At 66.2% G+C, this 17933-nt stretch carries 18 protein-coding genes; 13 read left to right on the plus strand and 5 right to left on the minus strand.

The features are described 5' to 3' along the window. Positions 1-11: 11 nt before the first annotated feature. The 11 genes from HOP03_15980 to HOP03_16030 all read left to right on the plus strand — a co-directional run bounded on the left by HOP03_15980 (position 12) and on the right by HOP03_16030 (position 12803). Positions 12-455, plus strand: coding sequence for a DUF3540 domain-containing protein (locus tag HOP03_15980; GenBank protein NOT89658.1), 444 nt, complete (start codon positions 12-14; stop codon positions 453-455). Positions 456-458: 3 nt separating this feature from the next. Continuing rightward, a complete protein-coding gene (locus HOP03_15985) occupies positions 459-836 on the plus strand; it encodes a DUF4150 domain-containing protein (GenBank protein NOT89659.1) in 378 nt (125 codons plus the stop codon). After that, positions 833-1306: a hypothetical protein gene (locus HOP03_15990; protein ID NOT89660.1), complete on the plus strand. Its 474-nt coding sequence runs from the start codon at positions 833-835 to the stop codon at positions 1304-1306. The genes HOP03_15985 and HOP03_15990 overlap by 4 nt, the downstream gene beginning before the upstream one ends. Before the next feature lie 10 nt (positions 1307-1316). Further along, positions 1317-2765, plus strand: coding sequence for a type VI secretion system baseplate subunit TssK (locus HOP03_15995; protein ID NOT89661.1), 1449 nt, complete (start codon positions 1317-1319; stop codon positions 2763-2765). Continuing rightward, positions 2758-3522, plus strand: coding sequence for a type IV secretion protein DotU (locus tag HOP03_16000; protein ID NOT89662.1), 765 nt, complete (start codon positions 2758-2760; stop codon positions 3520-3522). The genes HOP03_15995 and HOP03_16000 overlap by 8 nt, the downstream gene beginning before the upstream one ends. After that, positions 3519-7577 (plus strand): hypothetical protein, encoded by a 4059-nt coding sequence (locus tag HOP03_16005; GenBank protein ID NOT89663.1) that lies wholly within the window; start codon positions 3519-3521, stop codon positions 7575-7577. Before HOP03_16000 ends, HOP03_16005 begins: the two co-directional genes overlap by 4 nt. A gap of 73 nt (positions 7578-7650) precedes the next feature. Next, on the plus strand, positions 7651-8814 hold the full coding sequence (tssA, locus tag HOP03_16010; GenBank protein NOT89664.1) for a type VI secretion system protein TssA: 1164 nt from the start codon (positions 7651-7653) through the stop codon (positions 8812-8814). A 36-nt stretch (positions 8815-8850) separates the two neighbouring features. Next, a complete protein-coding gene (locus HOP03_16015; protein ID NOT89665.1) occupies positions 8851-9672 on the plus strand; it encodes a hypothetical protein in 822 nt (273 codons plus the stop codon). Then, on the plus strand, positions 9669-11015 hold the full coding sequence (locus HOP03_16020; GenBank protein NOT89666.1) for a hypothetical protein: 1347 nt from the start codon (positions 9669-9671) through the stop codon (positions 11013-11015). The genes HOP03_16015 and HOP03_16020 overlap by 4 nt, the downstream gene beginning before the upstream one ends. A 15-nt stretch (positions 11016-11030) precedes the next feature. Continuing rightward, a complete protein-coding gene (locus tag HOP03_16025) occupies positions 11031-11822 on the plus strand; it encodes a hypothetical protein (GenBank protein NOT89667.1) in 792 nt (263 codons plus the stop codon). Positions 11823-11945: 123 nt separating this feature from the next. Beyond that, on the plus strand, positions 11946-12803 hold the full coding sequence (locus HOP03_16030) for a hypothetical protein (protein ID NOT89668.1): 858 nt from the start codon (positions 11946-11948) through the stop codon (positions 12801-12803). 87 nt (positions 12804-12890) lie between these two features. On the opposite strand, the gene HOP03_16035 is transcribed toward HOP03_16030, so the two are convergent. Next, positions 12891-13217, minus strand: a complete 327-nt coding sequence (locus tag HOP03_16035; GenBank protein NOT89669.1) for a hypothetical protein — start codon at positions 13215-13217, stop codon at positions 12891-12893. A 101-nt stretch (positions 13218-13318) separates the two neighbouring features. Between HOP03_16035 and HOP03_16040 the strand changes: the two genes are divergently transcribed. Beyond that, on the plus strand, positions 13319-13600 hold the full coding sequence (locus HOP03_16040) for a hypothetical protein (GenBank protein ID NOT89670.1): 282 nt from the start codon (positions 13319-13321) through the stop codon (positions 13598-13600). A 54-nt stretch (positions 13601-13654) separates the two neighbouring features. On the opposite strand, the gene HOP03_16045 is transcribed toward HOP03_16040, so the two are convergent. Further along, positions 13655-15256 (minus strand): NAD(P)/FAD-dependent oxidoreductase, encoded by a 1602-nt coding sequence (locus HOP03_16045; GenBank protein NOT89671.1) that lies wholly within the window; start codon positions 15254-15256, stop codon positions 13655-13657. A 114-nt stretch (positions 15257-15370) separates the two neighbouring features. Here HOP03_16045 and HOP03_16050 point away from each other — a divergent pair, with 114 nt between their 5' ends. Beyond that, positions 15371-16570 carry an NAD(P)/FAD-dependent oxidoreductase gene (locus HOP03_16050; protein ID NOT89672.1) on the plus strand — a complete coding sequence of 400 codons (1200 nt, stop codon included), beginning with the start codon at positions 15371-15373 and terminating at the stop codon, positions 16568-16570. Between the two features lie 67 nt (positions 16571-16637). Here HOP03_16050 and HOP03_16055 read toward each other — a convergent pair whose 3' ends face one another. The 3 genes from HOP03_16055 to HOP03_16065 form a co-directional block, all read right to left on the minus strand. Next, positions 16638-16838, minus strand: a complete 201-nt coding sequence (locus tag HOP03_16055; protein NOT89673.1) for a hypothetical protein — start codon at positions 16836-16838, stop codon at positions 16638-16640. A gap of 115 nt (positions 16839-16953) precedes the next feature. Beyond that, positions 16954-17580: a TetR/AcrR family transcriptional regulator gene (locus HOP03_16060; GenBank protein ID NOT89674.1), complete on the minus strand. Its 627-nt coding sequence runs from the start codon at positions 17578-17580 to the stop codon at positions 16954-16956. A gap of 34 nt (positions 17581-17614) precedes the next feature. After that, on the minus strand, positions 17615-17872 hold the full coding sequence (locus HOP03_16065; protein ID NOT89675.1) for an acyl-CoA-binding protein: 258 nt from the start codon (positions 17870-17872) through the stop codon (positions 17615-17617). Positions 17873-17933: the final 61 nt, after the last annotated feature.

Genomic DNA, 17933 nt, shown 5'->3' on the forward strand with positions numbered 1-17933 from the left:
TCGGCAACGGCATGCGCGCGCTGCGCGCGGTGAGCTGTCTGGTCGAACCGCAGATCGGCGACCGGGTCCTCGCCAGTACATCGATCGATGGCCCGTGCCACGTGCTGCACATCCTCGCCCGCAGCGAAAGCGGTACTGCACGCGTCAGCGTGCCCGACGCCGAGGGCATGGCGCTCTGCCAGTCGCGCATCGCCCTGCACGCCACCGAGAGTCTGCACATGGGCAGTGCCGGCGACGCTTCGCTGAGCGCGGCCGGTGGCACGCTGTCGTTGAACGGACGCAATCTGTTCGTGACCGTGACCGACACCATCGTCGAACAGGCCAATCACTACGTCGGCAAGATCGGGCAGTACCTGCTCGACGTGCGCGCGCTGCTGCGCCTGCACGGCAACGACGCTCTCATCACCGCGGCGCACGACATCAAGGTCGACGCCGAACGCATCAGCATGGGCTGAGCCATGTTCGCCAACAACAATCTCGGCGTGATGAGCCTCGGGTTCCCGGATGTCTGCATCGTCGGCATCATCCCGGTGCCGGAGGCGAACATCGATTTTTCGATCACCGATATTCCGACCGTCTTCAACGTGCTGTACGGCGGCGGTCTGGTCGAGAACCTGATCACGATCAGCACGCTGAGCACGGCGGATGTCGGCGTCGGCGTGGTCTCGGGGATGTGCATGGGGCCGAAGCGCTCGATCCTCGGCAGTTTCAAGCTGCTGGTGGGGGCGATCTTCGTCTCGCGCCTGACCTCCATCAACGGCCAGAACGGCCTGTTGCCCAACACGGTCGGCATCTGCCTGCTGCCGACCCAGTTCCGCGTGCTGGTGCTGTCGTGACCGGCGCGCGCCTTGGCCTCGTGCTGCTGCTGGCGCTGTGCGCGCTGGGCGGCTGCGGTTCGATCAAGAGCAAGCTCGGGATCGGCCCGCCGCATGCGTCCCTGCGCAGTCTGAGCATCTCTGCGGACCCCGGCGCCAACAGCGGCAGCGGCACGCAGTTGGACATCGTGGTGGTCTACAGCAGCAGTGCTGTCGCCATGCTGCCCAAGACCGGGCCGGACTGGTTCCGCCAGCGCGACGGGCTGCGGAAAGCGCTCGGCAAGGACATCGAGGTGGTGTCCGTGGAAAGCGTTTCGCCCGACGAAGTCTTCGCGGTGGACCTGCCGCGCCGGACCCGGAAGAAAGGGCTGGCGGTGTACGCGTTCGCCAACTACGTGGCGCCCGAGGGCTGGCCGCCGATCGCGTTGACGGCGTACAGGAAAGTCGCGCTGCGCCTGCAGGCGAAATCCATCGAGCTTTCAGAGCAATGAGGAGCGACACATGACCGACAATGAATTCCTGCCCGATGCGGTCCAGTGGTCCGAGGGCATGCTGCTGTCGCCCCAGCATTTCCAGCAGAACGATATCCATGCGCAGGCCATGCTGCACCAGCGGCTGGCGAGCCTCACGCCGCATGCCTGGGGCGTGCGCCGCCTGCAGCTGGACGCCACGCGCCTGGCCGATGGACTGATCAAGGTCACCGAATGCGATGCGGTGATGCCCGACGGTCTGCCGCTGGTGTTCCGCGCCAGCGCCTCCGGTCCCGATCTGAGTCTTGCGGTGGAGGCCAGATACGGCGCCGACGGCGCGCCTGCCCCGGTGCGCGTGTTCCTCGCCATTCCGCCGCGTGCCGGTGCGGCGCAGGGCCCGATCGGTTCGCGCACCTCGCAGCGCCGCTACGAGAGTCTGTCCGGCGTCGAAACGATGGACGAGGTGACCGGGATCGGCGACGTGCTGGTGGAGCGGCAGCGCGCGCGCATCGAACTGTTCGCCGAAAAGGACCTGCCTGCAGGCTATCCCGCGCTGCCGTTGCTGGAAATCATCCGCGATGCCTATGGCGCGGTGTCGCTGACCCGCTATCACCCGCCGATGTTCCGTATCGGTGCGTCGGCCTTCCTCGGTGCGCAGGGCCTGCAATTGCAGTTCGCCGCGCTGCGCAACGACCTGTGGGAAAAATTGCGCGAACTCGCCGGCACCAGCGAGGACGATGCGCCGGAGTCCATCGCGGTGTTGAGCGGCGAGGCGAGGATGCACCTGCGCATCGCCCGCGAGATCGCGGCCTGCCTGCCGCTGATCGACACCATCCTGTACGACCCGCTGTGCTCGCTCCAGCAGGCGTGGTGGGCGATGGCGCAGATCGTCGGACGCATGGCGGCGATCGGCGGCAATCCGCGTCCGTTGAAGATGGATCCTTACCGCCATGACGATTGCCAGCCGCAGTTCCAGGCGGCGCTGGCGTTCGTGATGCGCAAGCTGGCGCTGGTCAACACCGATTGGGACAGTCCGGAATTCGTGCGCGTGGGCGACGGCACGTACCAGCGTCTTCTGTCCGAAGACAGTCCGCAGACGGTCTATCTCGAGCTGCGCAAGCGCGAAGGGCAGAGCGCGGGCGAACTGCAGGCGTGGTTGGGGCAGGCGCGCATCGCCAGCGGGGATCTGATGCCCGTGCTGCGCCAGCGGCGCTTGCCCGGCGCTTCGGTGCGAGTGCTCGGCGCGCGCGAAGTGTCCAGTCTCGGCCTGCGCGCCGATGCGCTGATCTTCGCGGTCAGCAGCGAACGCCTGGAGATGCCGCAAGGCATGGTCGAAAGTTTCCGCCCGGGGCTCGCGATGGTGGTGCAGGGCGATGCGCAGCATGCGCCCGCGGCGATCATCCTCCATCACCGCAAACAGGCGGGCGGCGCATCGGTGGCGCCGCCGTCGACGACGGCGTCGGAGTCGGGACATGCCTGAGCGCATCGGCGCCCCTTTGTTCCTGCTGGCCCGATTCGCCGAATTCTTCGCGGCGGTGGTGGACAGCAAACAGGCGATCGCCGAAGGTCGCCTCGGTGCGGTGCTGTCGGTCGGCGACGAACCGCAGCCGACCGATCCGGGCGATCTCGCCGCACGCCTGAGCGCCAGACTTGCGGCGGTCTTGCGGCTGCAGGAAAAAGAGGTGTCGCGCAGCGGCAAGCCGGACGAAATCCATGCGCATCGCAAGGCGATGTACATCATGGCGGCGGTGACCGACGAGGTCTACATTCTCGAGGTCGATTGGGCGGGACGCGATGCCTGGATCGACGTGTTGCTGGAATACAATTTTTTCCAGTCGCGCAATGCCGGCACCCGCTTTTTCGAGATGGCCGACGAACTGCTGGCCGCGCAGATTCACGATCCCCTGCAGGTCGATCTTGCGGCGGTGATGGTGATGGCGCTGCAGTTGGGCTTCAAGGGTCGCTATCGCGGCACGGTCAGCGATGCCGAACTGGATGCGCTGCGGAACCGGCTGTTCCGGCTGGTCGAGCGCGAGCACGGCGCGCTCGCCACCGGGATGGCATTTCCGCAGACCACGGATGCGCTGCAGGCGGGCGGTACGCCGGAGCGGCTCGCACCGCTGTCGCCCTGGTATACGGCGGCGGCGATGGTGTTGATCGTTTACCTGGCGATATCCAGCGTGATGTGGCTGTGGCTGCTCGAACCCTTCCGTCGCGCTGTCGGGAGCGGTGAATGACCCTGGCTGCCGCCACCGCATCGCCCGCTCCAAGCGCCCCGACTTCTGCTGCGCAGGATGTCGCCGCGCAGGGCGCAAGCGCGCAGAGCGTTGCCGCCGACAGCGCGAACGCCCAGGCCGCTGCCGGCCATGGTGCGCTCGACCTCGATGCGTTGGGTCTGGGCTCGATCGACTTCACCAGAATCGATCTGCTGAAGACATCGCTGGCGGGAAGCGGCGTGTTGATCGGGCTGCTGCTCGCGTTTCTGGTCGTGCGGCGCCTGCGCAAGCCCGCGATCGTCACGTTGGGCAATGCCGAGGGAAGCTGCGGCATCTGCGCGCGGGTGCGGGCCTGGCTGCAGCGGATGCTCGGCGCCATCGATTACCTCTCGACCCGGCGCGAGTGGCGCTATGCGCAGCCCTGGCTGCTGGTGCTGGGCGAGCGCAGCGCCGGCAAGAGCAGCCTGATCGCATCGGTGTCGGAGACGTGGCGTCACCACGCGCCGAAGCATGCCGACCAACTGCACGCCGAGGGCATGCGCTGGTCGTATTTCCGCTACGGCGTGTTGATCGATGGCGACGGCCTGCTGGTGGCTGCGGATGAGGGCGAACCCGAGGCCAAGCAGTGGGACCGGGGGCTGAAGGCGCTGAACGATCTGCGTCCGGAGCGCCCGCTCGACGGCATCGTGCTGTGCGTGTCGGCGAGCACGTTGCGCAATGCGAAGCTGTCGCAGCGCATCGCGCTCGCCGAGAACGTCAACCGCCAGATCAGCCGGCTGCAGACCAGCGTCGAATTCATGCTGCCCGCCTACGTGGTGGTGACGCAGTGCGACAGCATCCCCGGCTTTGCGTCGTTCTGGCAAAACCAGGCGCCCGAGCGACTCGGTGAGATGGTCGGCTATTCCGCCATCGCCCAGGATCAGACCCGGCTGCCTTCCGACTGGGCCGACAGCGCGTTCGACCGGGTCGGCGCGCGGATGCGCGAGATCCAGACGGATGTCGCCGCACTCCGCGAAACGATCGACGATGTCGACGGCTTCTTCCTGTTTCCCACGCACTTCGGCGAGTTGCGCGATCCCTTGGCGCAGTGGCTGGAAACCGTATTCCGCACCACCGCCTGGCAGAGCGGCTATCTGTTCCGCGGCCTGTATTTCACCGGATCGGTCGAGGCCGACGGCACCCGCGCCGAAGGCGTGCGCGGCGATGTCGATTTCGTCGATGCGCTGGTTTCGGAGAAGGCGCTGCGCGAGCCGGCACTGGCCAAGCCGACACGGCAGGGCATCTGGTCGCGCAATCGCCTGATCCATCAGCTGCAGGTCGCTGCGGTCGCTGTTGCGGTCGGCCTGTTCGTCGCGCTGGGCATCGCCGGATACAAGGTGTCGAAACAGGTGTCGGCGGTGGTCTCCGCCATCGATTCGCTGGACAAGATCGCGCCGCGCGTGCCGGCTGCCGAAAGCGGCGAATGTCTGGCGCGCGAAGATGTCTATCCGCTGTTGGCGCAGGTGTCGCGGATCGACACCCGGTCGCGTTACCTGGTGATTCCGCTGTCGTGGGTGGACGGCCGCCTGACCAGCGGCAGCGCGGCGGCCATCGGCAACTCGGCGGTGCGGAAGGTGCTGTTGCCGACCTTGTCGTGCCTGCTGGAACAACGTTCGCGCGATCTGTTGATGTCCACGCGCATGCCCACCGCCGCAACCGGGAACGCGCTGTCGCGCGAACGCAGCGATTTCCGGCAGCTCGTGGTCGATGCCCGCGATTTCGAGGACAACCTCGTGCGCTTCCGGACGCTGTCGAAACAGAACGATGCGCTGGACGAGCGTCGATTGATCGCGATGCTGGACGCGCTTTCGTCCTACGCGTTCGGCGAAGCCCTGCCGAAGGACGTGTGGCGCAAGGGTGGAGTGCTGGACGACGCGTTCCGCGAGATCGACGATGTGCGCGAGCCGATCATGCCCAACGGCCTGCATGCGCGCCTGGCCGCTGCGATGGACGCGCGCAGCGCCAGCCTGCGCGCGGCGCTGACTCGCGAAGTGTCGGTGGGCGACGATCTGCTGGCGCTGTTGAACGAAGGACAGCCGCCGATCCTCGACAACACGCGTCGCATGGGGATCTGGCTGTCGTGGGTGCAGCGGTCGTGGCTGGGGTCCTCCGCCGAACGCAATCCCTGCCAGGACATCGTCAATGCCAACAAGGCCGATGTCGAAGCGCTGATCGCCTACTACGGCAATCTCCCGGTCATGACCGGCATGCTGCAGCGCTTCGGCGCCAAGCAGTGCCACCAGCCGGAGATGCAGACACTGGTGACGATGACGATGGCGCCTTACGGCCCGATGTTCATCGCCGGCAAGGGCGGATTGACGCTTGCGCCGGAGTTGCAGGGCGAACTGTCCGGTCTGCCCGCGCTGGTGGAACTGCCCTATATGCAGCTCACTTCGGCACGACCATTCGCGTGCGTCGGCGCGGCTGCGGACTGGCGCGCGAACGAGCTTGCGGAAGCGGCCGGTTATCTCCGTCAATACGAGGCCTTCGCCAAGTCGCGGAAACTGCCGCCGCTGGCGGACGGCGGACGGCCGCTCTACGACAGCCTGGCCCGGGAATCCCTGGCGCACGCGCTGGACGACGCCCTGCGTCGCGCCCAACGGGTGGCGGACGATTCGCAGGCCGGTCTGGAAGCGGCCAATCGCACCGATGCGCAGTTGACCCGGGTCGGCGACGAGCTTGCGCAGGGCATGGACGCGCTCAAAGCGGTGCTCAATGCGTATGCGACCTACGGTTTTTCCGACGGCGGCACCGAGGTGCGCCAGTGCGCGCGCGGTTTCGCTGCGGACAATCTCGGCGGTGTGGATGCGCTGGCGGACGGCAGTCGCCTGTACGCGCCGCCGGTCGCGGTGGGCACCGACACGATGTTCACGCTGGGCGGATTGCCGGTGACCAGGGATTTCCTCGCCCGCCAGGTGGCGCGCGCGCAGGTGCTGGCCGGCTATGCCGATCCGTTCCTGTCGGTGCTCAGCGACACGCCCGGCGTCGACGACGCCTGGCGCGACACCCCGCAGACCGCCGCGTTCTGGCGCAACACGCGCGACGAAATCGACCGCTACACGAAAGGCAAGGAGCCTGCGGGCCAGATCGCCAATCTGGATGCGTATTTCATCGCCCAATTGACCGGCATGACCTATGCCAACTGCGCCAGCCTGCTGGCGGCGTATACCTCGCCCGAGTATGGCAACGACCTGTTCTCCGATCGCCGTCGCAAGCTGGAGCGGCAAGTGCAGTTGCGCTGCACGGACCAGCGTCAGGCGCAGGCGGAGTCGGTGTACGACGCGCTCGCGACACGGTTCAACCGCGATCTGGCAGGCCGTTATCCCTTCGGTGGGATGAGCTCGCGCGATGCCGGCCTGCCGGCGGTGCGGGCATTCTTCCTCGACTACGCCGATCAGCGCGAGGGCATCGTCGCCGCCCTCGATGCGATGGACGGCAATCGCTGGCGCGCTGCCAAGGGTTTCGTCGCCGAACTCGATGCGGTGGCCGCATTCTTCTCCGGCAACGTCGGCGCCCCGGGGCAGATGGGCATGGTGGGGTTGAGTACGGTGTTTCCGGCGGAGCCCGCCAGAACGGTCGGCGGCGATCAACTGCTGACCTGGCGATTGAAGGTGGAAGACACCGAGTCCACGTTCCCGAACGGCTTGAAGCCGCTGCAGTGGATGCCCGGCGATTCGTTGGCGCTGCAGTTGCGCTGGGCGACGCGCTCGCAGTGGCGTCCGCTGGCCGATCCCGCCCAGCCGGGGCTGGACGCACAGGACGTGACGGCGACCTTCAGCGCGAACGGGGCCTGGGCGCTGCTGCGCTTCATCGACACCTACCGCATGCCCAATACCCGGTCGACCGTTCCCGGCCAGACCCTGCTGGGCTTCCGTGTGCCGGTGCAGAGTCTTGTGGTGGGCGAAGACGGCAAGCCGGCGCACAGCGAAGCCAGCGTGTTCATGACCTGGGTCCTGACCACGGTCGATCCGAAGACGCAGACAGGGAAAACGATCGTGTTGCCCGGGACGTTCCCGCGCAGCGCACCGGTGGAGTAGCGCGCGGAGGCTGCGGGTGCGGCATCCGGACGTGGGAATTCGAGAGTACAGAAGCGATATGGGAGATCAGCGCATGACCCGAAATGCAGAAGGCAATGTCGAAGCAGCGGACCGCTACTTCCGCACCACATTGGGCTGCGCCTGGGAGGAACTGCTCGCTCCGGTGTCCGCCGACGCGCCGGTGGGTGTGCCGGCGGCGCAGGACGAGGCCTACCGCCGCATCCGCCACGAACGCGAGGAGGAGGATGCCAGCCTGCCCCTCGGCGCCTGGGAACGCGAACTCAAGCGCGCGAACTGGGTGGCGGCCAGCGAACTGGCGGCGGCGGCGCTGACTGGCCGCAGCAAGGACCTGCAACTGGCGGCATGGTTGTTGGAAGCATTGATCGCACGCAGCGGTTTCCAGGCGTTGGCGCCTTGCCTGCGCCTGATCGATGCGCTGCTTCTGCAATACGGCGACAGCCTGCATCCGCAGGACAGCGAGCATCGCATCAACCTGTTGCTGTGGATCGGCCAGAAATTGCTGCCGCCGCTGCGGCGGGTGATGATCACCGCCACCGGCAGCGGACACGATTTCGCCTGGAACGACTGGGAGCAGGCGCAGCGCAACGAGCAACTGCGCGCCAGTCTCGGCAAGCAGCGCGAAGGCGAGATCGAAGGCGCCACGCTCGCCGATGTCGGTGCGGCGCTGGCCTGTACCCCGGATGCGCGCATCGTGTTCCTGCGCGACTGTCTCTGCGACGGCATGGCGGCATTGCAGGCGCTCGAATGCACGCTGGATGCGCAACTGGGGGGCGATGCGCCCGGCCTGAGCAGCATGCGCAATCTGCTGGAGCGCATCGAAGTGGTCGTGGTGGCCGAAGCGCGTCGCCGCGGCGTGACCACGCCGACCCGCAGCGGCGACGGCGTGCCTGTATCGCAGGGCGGCGGCGGGGACGGTGGCGATGCCGCGATGGAGCCGCTGGCCGGATGGCCTGGAGGATCGCCGGGTGGGCCGCCGGGTGGACCGCTGGATCGGCGCGAGGTGTATGCCGCCTTGGCCGAGATCGCGCACGCGCTCGAAACGATCGAGCCGCACAGCCCGGTGCCGTATCTGATCCGGCGCGCGGTGGCGTGGGGCGGTTTGAACACCGCGCAGTTGTACAGCGAGGTGTTCGTGCGCTGCGGTGGCCAGATCAACATCTTCGAACTGCTGGGACTGGGCGATCCGGCGGCCGGACACGAGAGTCGGGCCGCCTGATCATTCGTCGCGCTTGCGCCGCAAAGGAGTCATCGCATGAGTACACCATCCCGCAATGGACCCGCCGCAAGACCCGTTGCGCTCGTGATCGCAGCGCAGATGCGTCTGTCGATGCCGAAGACGGCGCAACCGCATCATCAGGCGCCCGTGAACGTGAAGCATGCGCTGAAGAACGCGGCTAATTCATCGCCCGCCGCGAAAGCGGCCTTCAAGCGCGCCGCGCCGTCGGTCAAGGCGGCGACGCCGCATATCAAGGCGCTTGCGCAGCCCGGCAAGGGGCTGCTGTCTTCGCTGCGCCACGGGGTTTCGGCGCTGCGTCCGCTGCGTCAGGTGACGCGCGAAATGCGCAAGGAAAGCACCGATCCCAAAGCGACCGTCGCCTCGGCATTCAAGGCGGCTGCCAATGCGTCGCCAGCGGCAGCCGCGGCTTTCCAGCACGCCGCGCCAGCAGCCGCCAAGGCGCAACAGCATGTCGAAGCCTTGAGCCGGCTGCAGCAGGGGCCGAAGTCCGGCCTGCTGTCCACGCTGGGTCATGGGGTCCAGGCGATGCGATCGCTGCGCCAGGTGACCAAGGCCATGCCGCGTACGCCCGGATTCGCACCGATCGAGTCCGCGCACGGCGTTTCGCATGCGTTGCAGTCGCCCGAGAATCCGCATGCATCGCAGGGCCAGGCGATCGATCACCGCGAGCTGCTGGCGCAGTTGCGGCAGCACATCGCTTCTGCGCAAACGACGCCTGCGCAGGGTGGCGGCACGGCTCCGGCCGCTTCCGACCGGCAGGCGCCCGTACAGTTCGCGGCGATGCTGATCGTGCGCGGAAAATCCGCCGCGCTCTCCGCCTTCAAAGATCGCGGGTGAACACGCATGCGCACCCGGACAACGCCATCGCAGACGCACGGGGGGCGCTGTCGTGGACGGCGCAGCGCGGCATGCTGATCGAATCCGACGCGATGCTGCCCCACGACCAGGTCCGTTGGCGGCCCTTCGCCGGTGCCACGCGTCCGTCATGGATACCGGGACGCCTGCGTGCATTGCGCGAAGCCGAGGACGACGCGCAGACCGTGCTGGCGTTCCTGCTGACAGGGCTGGCGACGCATGCGATCGATCCCGCCGAGGTGGTCTGGATCGTCGATCTTGCCCCTGGAGAAGGCGAGCGCGCATGGCGGGTATTGCGGGCGCTGTCCGGCCGCGCGCCGCGCGCGCCGCCGATCCGCTACCTGGCACGCAGCTTCGATGCCCAGCACCATGCACGCCTCGCGGCGCATCCTTTGCTCAAGCCGCTCCTCGCCAGCGGCGACCTGCTTCTTGATCGCGAGGGCCTGGGCATACCGCCGCAGCGCATCCGCAATCCCATCGTGGTATTGGCCCACGAAGGCGCGTCCGCGCAATCGCAGCGTCTTTACGCTTCGCACGCAGGCGAATTGCGTGAAGCCTGGAGCGACCCGGATGGCAATCTCGACTGGCGGGCCACCACCCAGCGCGATGGCGTGATGCGCCTGCTCTCGGCGTACCGGCAGTCGCTCGACGGCGCCGAATTCACCTTGCCGCACGGCGCGATGGCGACACTGTCCACCCTGTTGCGGGCCAGCGGCGGGCGGCTGTTGTTGCGCGCATCGGATCATGGCGCCAAGGACATCGCGCAGATCCGCATGGGCGCGTTGCGGTACGGGACGGAACGCGCAAGCGTCCGGCACTCCGGCGCCGTGCTGCAGGTGAATTTCGAGGCGCTCGCGCGTTGGCATCGCGCCCATGGGGCCAGCATCCATCAGACCCAGCGCGACGACGACGGCCGCGTCCTGCATGTCGCACTCCACGACGTCGCCGGTGGTCGACTGCAGGAGTGTCTTCCCGACGTGATCGGGCTGCCGCATCCGGACGATCACGTCCAGATGTTGCTGGCGTTCGAAACACTGTCCGCCGTGACCCCGGCGCAGGGTCTGGCGCTGTTGCATGCGCAGGCCGGCGACCCGCGCGCGCTGCGTGCCCTGTCGCGGCACATCCCCCGCAATGGTCCTGTCGCCGGGGGCGCCGCCCTGTGCCAATGGCGCGACATGCTTGCGTACTGCCGTGCGCTCCACTACCCGTGGTGCGATGGCGGCGAAGAAGACGACGAGATGTCGGCCATGTTCGCGACGGTTTCCCGTGACCTGGAGGCGTTGCCCCCGGCCGGTCGCGGTCACGATCTTCCCGCGGAAAAATAACGACAAGGAGCGGTCATGTCAGCCAGCAAAAAGAGAACGCTTGCCGATTTCCTCGGCGCATCGAATACCCCGAACCCCGTGCCCGAATTCAATGTCCCGCGCATCACGGTCAGGGAGCAGGCATGGTCGGAGATCAGCAGCGAGGCGTCGGCCAGCCGCGCGCTGGTCACGCACAACCAGTACAGGAACGCGAACACCTGGAAAAAAGGGTATGTCGATCTCTCGCACACGCACGGCGAATTCAAGAAAGTCGTCAGCGACAAGTACAAGATCCAGAAACACAATGTCTCGACAGCCGAGTTGGGATCCGGCGCGAAATCATTCCCGAAGATCGTCGATCGATTGTCGGACGCGCATGGGGCGAAGGATGCGCTGCGCGTGCTCAAGGGCACGCACCTGGAGCATGGCCTGCTATCGACGACAAAAGACCAGCGCAGGGCCGCCGTGGAGCTGGGGACCGAAATCGGAGTCTCCGAATACCTGCGCGGCGGCACCGTTGCCCTGACCGATGCCAGCATCAATCTCTACAGGGTGAAGCATGGCAATCTGGCGAAGAGCGATTTTTCGGATCATACGAAAGGATATTCCGGCGCCGGAGAGGGCGGGGCCGAGCGGCTTCGAACCATCAAGACCATCGTCGATGTGTTCAAGCCTTACGACGGACCGCTGAAAAGCATCTACGACACGCACGCGTCGCTGAAGCCGGACCGGCCCTGGGAAACGGGACTGTCGGGCACGCCCACCACGCAGGAGAAATACGACGCTTGGCGCGGTTACAAATTCCAACGATGGACACGTCGCGAGTAACGGTGCGCTGCGTGCCCGCGCGAATGCTGCGTAAAGCGACCGCTCCGTCGTTATCGCCGATGTGAGGTACGCCGTACGACACACGGAAATCCGCATCCCCCAGTCACGTAAAGGAAGACAGGCATGGACACGAACGACAGACGCCGCATGAGCGGCGACTTCGGCGGCAGCGGCGGCAACAGCGGCCGATCCGACAGCGATCATTCGCTGTCGTCGATGTCGCAGGTCAAGCGCACGCCGATGTTCCAGCAGGACTACGCACGCATCGATGCATTGATGCGGGACAAGCATGCGGTCATGGGCCATCTGAGCGGCTTGAACGAGCTGGTCGGTCAAGGCGTCAAACTGAAGGATGCGCTGTACCGCACCGAACAGCAGCATGGCTTCGCGCCGGAGATAGAGCGGCTGCAGGGCGGGCTTTACAGTTCGGGCGAGTTCATGGGCATCGTCGGCAGCGGCCGGATGTTCAAGGATCGCAGTGCAGCGCCGGATCACGGCGAATACACCCATCGCCTGCAATGGCATGCAGTGGCCAAGGACATGGAGTCCAATCCGCAGCACTACACGGCGAAAACCGCTTCGGATCTCTATCGTGGCCTGGCCACGCGTTACCAGCATGGACAGACAGCCAAGTACAACTGGATGTCGCTGTTCGATCACAACGACAACACCGGGGATTACCGGCAGGCGGAAACGCTGACCTCCGACCTGAAGCAGAACATGCAACTGCCGGCGCTGCAGAAATCCCTGCTGGTCGAGCATTCGAAGCGCCAGAAGCTCGGGATGCTGGGCGCCTACAAGAAGGGGGCGGATCGAAATCAATACGTGCAGATGATGCAGTCGATGGAGATCCACAAATACGATGCTTTCCTGGCCCCCGAGCACATGCCGTCGCCAAGGCAGGAGGGGCAGCAGCCCTCGACCAAAGCGTTCGCGCCGATCGCGCTGGTCAAAGGCAGCCTGAAGAAAACCGATCTCTGATCGATGCCGGCAGACGATCCGTCGCGCCGCTGAAGCGCCGTCTTCCGGAAGCTCCGGATCGGACCGTTCCGTCGAAACGGTGCTGTGCTACAGCTTCAGATCCAGCGCGATGCCATGCTTGCGCGACGCCGGCATGGCGTCGGTCACGTCGCCGTTGATCGCATGGCGCACGTCTTCCGGGACGCGGTAGGACAGGATGGTCTGGGTGCGCGTCGGCAGCGGTTCGTCGATGGTGGCGGGCGCTTCGATGCGGGTGGGCTGTTCGACCCAGCCCCAGTGGCCCGGAATCGAGGTACGCCGGGTATCCTCCTGCGGATGCGCGGTGCCGAGTTCCGGTCGGAAATGCCCGGCGCGATGGATCACGCTGACGCGTTCGCGATCGTTGCGCAGGTTCAGCAGGATCTCCAGCAGCATCGCCCGTGTCCGTTCGAGGGAATGGGCCGAGTATGCGAGCCGCTGCCGGCAGGGGCAAGGGTCGTCGACAACCGTTGAGGGCTGGTCATGGAGAGGGCGTAATGGCGAGGGTGTACCAGACCGAACACATGGGCGAGGCGCATGTGCGCGTGGCCATCGTCACCGCGCGAGGCGAGGCCGATCTGCTGGTGCATCGGGTCGGCAGTTGGGGCCTGGCGCACGGCGACGGCCTGTGGTTCATCACCCGCGACAAGCAGGACGCTTCCGTCTGGATCCATTCCTGCAGCATCGGCATGGCGGAGGTGAAGGTCTGCTTCGTCGACGGTTATTCGGAAGCCGGATGGGTCAGGCCGCATCGTCTGCAGGGCCGGTTTTCGCGCTGAGCCCGCAGCACCGGGCAAGCGGTCCAGCGGCCTTGATTCATCAATCCAGACCGATCACTCGCCGGTCATCGCCAAGGCCAGCGCCTGCGCCACTTCGATGCCGTCGATCGCGGCCGAATAGATGCCGCCGGCATAGCTGGCGCCTTCGCCGGCGGGATACAGCCCGCGCGTGTTGATGCTCTGGTAATCGGCGCCGCGGGTGATGCGGATCGGCGATGAGGTGCGCGTCTCCACGCCGGTGAGCACGGCGTCGTGCATGGCGAACCCCTTGAGCTGGCGATCCAGTGCGGGAATGGCTTCGCGGATCGCGGCGATGGCGTAGTCGGGCAGGGCGGTGGACAGATCGCCCAGGCGCACGCCGGGCGTGTACGAAGGCTGCACGTCGCCGAAGTCTTTCGATGGTCGGCCGCGTACGAAATCGCCGACGAGTTGCCCCGGCGCCCAGTAATCGCCGCCGCCGAGCTTGAACGCCTGGCGTTCCCAATGCCGCTGGAACGCGATACCGGCGAGCGGGTCGCCCGGGTAATCGGTCGGACCGATGCCGACGACGAGGCCGGCATTCGCGTTGCGTTCGTTGCGCGAATACTGGCTCATGCCGTTAGTGACGACCTGCCCGACTTCCGAGGTGGCCGCCACCACGGTGCCGCCGGGACACATGCAGAAGCTGTAGACGCCGCGTCCGTTCTTGGCGTGATGCACGAGGCGGTAGTCGGCGGCGCCGAGCAGCGGATGCCCGGCGGACGCGCCGAAGCGCGCGTTGTCGATCAGCGACTGCGGATGTTCGATGCGGAAACCGATCGAAAAAGGTTTCGCTTCGATGTACACGCCGCGCCTGTGCAGCATCTCGAACGTGTCGCGCGCACTGTGGCCGATCGCCAGCACCACGTGTTCGCAGGGCAGTGCTTCGCCATCCTTCAGCACCAGGCCGCGCAGCCGGCCGTCTTCGATGCGCACATCCTCGACCCGCGCGCCGAAGCGGATCTCGCCGCCCAGCGATTCGATGGTCGCGCGCATTTTCTCGATCATGCTGACCAGGCGGAACGTGCCGATGTGCGGCTTGCTGACGTACATGATTTCTTCCGGCGCGCCGGCCAGCACGAATTCCTCCAGCACCTTGCGCCCGTAGTGGTGCGGGTCCTTGATCTGGCTCCAGAGCTTGCCGTCCGAGAACGTACCCGCGCCGCCTTCGCCGAACTGCACGTTGGATTCGGGATCGAGCACCGCCTGGCGCCACAGGCCGAAGGTGTCGCGCGTGCGTTCGCGCACGGCTTTGCCGCGTTCCAGCACGATCGGCCGGAAGCCCATCTGCGCAAGAATCAGCGCCGCGAACAGGCCGCAGGGCCCGAAGCCGATCACCACCGGCCGCGATTCCAGCGTGCTTGGCGCATGTGTCACGAAGCGATAGCGCATATCCGGACTGGGCGCGACGTGCGCAGGCCTGCGTCCGGCAACGCCGGCTTCGAGCGTATCGCGCAGCTCGACGTCGACCGTGTAGATCAGCGCGATCGCACTGCGCTTGCGCGCATCGTAGCTGCGCTTGTGGACGGTGAACCCGACGATGTCGCCGTCCGCGATGCCCAGCCGCTGCACGATGGCTGCGCGCAACGCCGCCTCGGGATGGTCCAGCGGCAGTTTGAGTTCGGTCAGGCGCAGCATTCGGCGATTCGGGGCAGGCGGAACCGCAATGCTCGTTGAGGTCGGGGGTCGGGCGCAAGGCGGGCGGCAATGCAGCGCCTACAATGCATGTCCGATCGCCCTCCGGACGCCGCCATGCCGCCAACCACGACCGCTGTCGCGACGGCCGATGTCATCGTCATCGGCGGCGGCGCTGCGGGCCTGATGTGCGCGCGCGTCGCGGGTCAGCGTGGTCGCCGCGTGCGCGTGATCGAACACGCCAACCGCTGCGGCAAGAAGATCCTGATGTCGGGCGGCGGTCGCTGCAATTTCACCAACACCGGCACCACCGCCGCCAATTTCATCTCGAACAACCCGCATTTCTGCAAATCGGCGCTGGCGCGCTACACGCCGCAGCACTTCGTCGAGATGGTCGAGCGCCACGGTATCGCGTACCACGAAAAAGAACTCGGACAGCTGTTCTGCGACGAATCCTCGAAGTTGATCGTGAAGATGCTGCTGGACGAATGCGCCGATGCCGGCGTGCGCATCGAGACGGGATGCAGCGTCGGGCGCGTGGAAAGCATCGATGGCGGCTTCCTCGTGCGCACCACGCAGGGCGAGCTGCGCGCGCCGTCGCTGGTGGTGGCGACCGGCGGACTGTCGATTCCCAGCATGGGCGCGACCGGTTTCGGCTACGAACTGGCACGCCAGTACGGCCACACCGTGCTGTCGACCCGCGCCGGCCTGGTCCCGTTGACACTGACCGGCAAACACCAGGAGCGCCTGGCCGACCTCAGCGGCGTGGCGTTCCCGGTGACCGCGCAGTGCAAGGGCCACGAGTTCAGCAACTTCATGCTGATCACCCATCGCGGCGTCAGCGGCCCCGCGATCCTGCAGATCTCGTCGTACTGGAATGTCGGGGACGCGCTGCATCTGGATCTGCTGCCGCAGGGCGATGCGTTCGACCTGCTCGTGGATCTGCGTACGCGACGTTCAGCCGCGGAACTGCGCAACGCACTGGGCGAGCTGTTCTCCAAACGCTTCGCCGAGCGACTTTGCGAGCTGGGGTTTTCGAGCCGCCCGATGCGCCAGTTCAACGATCCCGAGTTGCGCGCGATGGCCAACCAGTTGCAGCACTGGCCGCTGGTCGCGAACGGTACCGAGGGTTATCGCACTGCGGAAGTGACGCTGGGCGGCGTCGACACCGACGAGTTGTCATCGTCGACGATGCAATCGAAACGGGTGCCGGGACTGTATTTCATCGGCGAAGTCGTCGACGTCACCGGCTGGCTGGGCGGCTACAACTTCCAGTGGGCGTGGGCGTCGGGACATGCCGCCGGAACGGTGGCGTGAGGAAATCCGGGCATGCCCGCGCGCCGTTTGCACGACGCGCGGGCGCGACACGATCGAAGCGAAGCGATCAGGGGATCTGGCAGCCGTTGCGGATCAGGCAATCCTCGTAGGCGCCATAGCAGACGGCGAACGGCGTGCCGGACGCGCGGCACTGGTTGTACTGCTGGTAACAGGTATTCCTGCGACATGCCGCATCCGCGAACGTGGATGCAGTGAGCAGGACGAGTGCGGTGGCGGCCAGGGCGGTTCTGAAAGACTTGCGTTTCACGAGAAGCTCCTTTCTCTGGGATTGTCCCCTGTGGCGTTCACGGTAACGCTGTTCCGCGAACCGATTCCTTGCGCGGGCGCACGCTTCGGCACGATCGTGCGCGTACGACCATCGCTCAATCCTGATAGGCGCGGATCAGCGTGTTCAGATGCACGCGTTCGGCATCGCGCAGGAACGGCGCCAGCAGCATCATGACCTGGATGATGCCCTGACGGATCGCGATCTGCTCGTCCTTGTCGCCACGGGCGGCCGAATAGTTCAGCCAGAACGTGGACAACACCAGCACATTGGTGGCGGCGGCGTTCAGTTCATCGGCGGAACCGCGCATGATCCCCGCCTGCGACAATCCGCGCATCACGAGGTGGGCGCGTTCATCGGCGCGCTTGAGGATGCGTGCGAAGCGCAGGCGCATGCGACGGTTGCGGCTGAGGATTTCGACAAGGTCGCGATACAGAAAGCGATAGTCCCAGATGCATTCGAACACCAGATGCAGCTGCAGCCAGATGTCTTCCAGTTCGGGCAACCGACCGCTGGGCGCGGCGAGCGCGTTGTCCATGCGCTCCTCGTAGCGCGCGAACAGCTGCTCGATGATGTCGTCCTTGTTGCGGAAGTGGTAATAGAGATTGCCGGGGCTGATCTCCATCTCGTCGGCGATGTGGTTCGTCGTGACGTTGGGCTCGCCCTGCGTATTGAACATCGCAAGCGAAGTGTCGAGGATCCGTTGTCGGGTCTGTCTTGCCATCGAGGGGTGGGGCAGCGGCCCGGGCGGGTCGGCCTCAGCCGGCCAGCTTCTTCACCATGTCGACGTATTTTTTCTTCGCATCGTCCTGCGCGGTGCCCTTGAGCTTGGCCCAGGCTTCGTACTTGGCAGTGCCGACGAAATCGAAGAAACCGGGTTTGGCGCCGCTGACATCGCCCTCGGAACCCTGTTTGAACAGCGCATAGAGGCGCAGCAGGGTGTCGTTGTCGGGGCGTTCGGCCAGGCTCTGGATATCCTTCGCGGCTTGTTCGAAGCTCTTCTGCAGATCGGACATGGTTCTAACCCTCCCGTGGAGGCGGCATGACAGCATGGCGCGGGGGGCGGGTCAATACGAC

The sequence above is a fragment of the Lysobacter sp. genome (genome assembly GCA_013141175.1).
Taxonomy (GTDB): Bacteria; Pseudomonadota; Gammaproteobacteria; order Xanthomonadales; family Xanthomonadaceae; genus Lysobacter_I.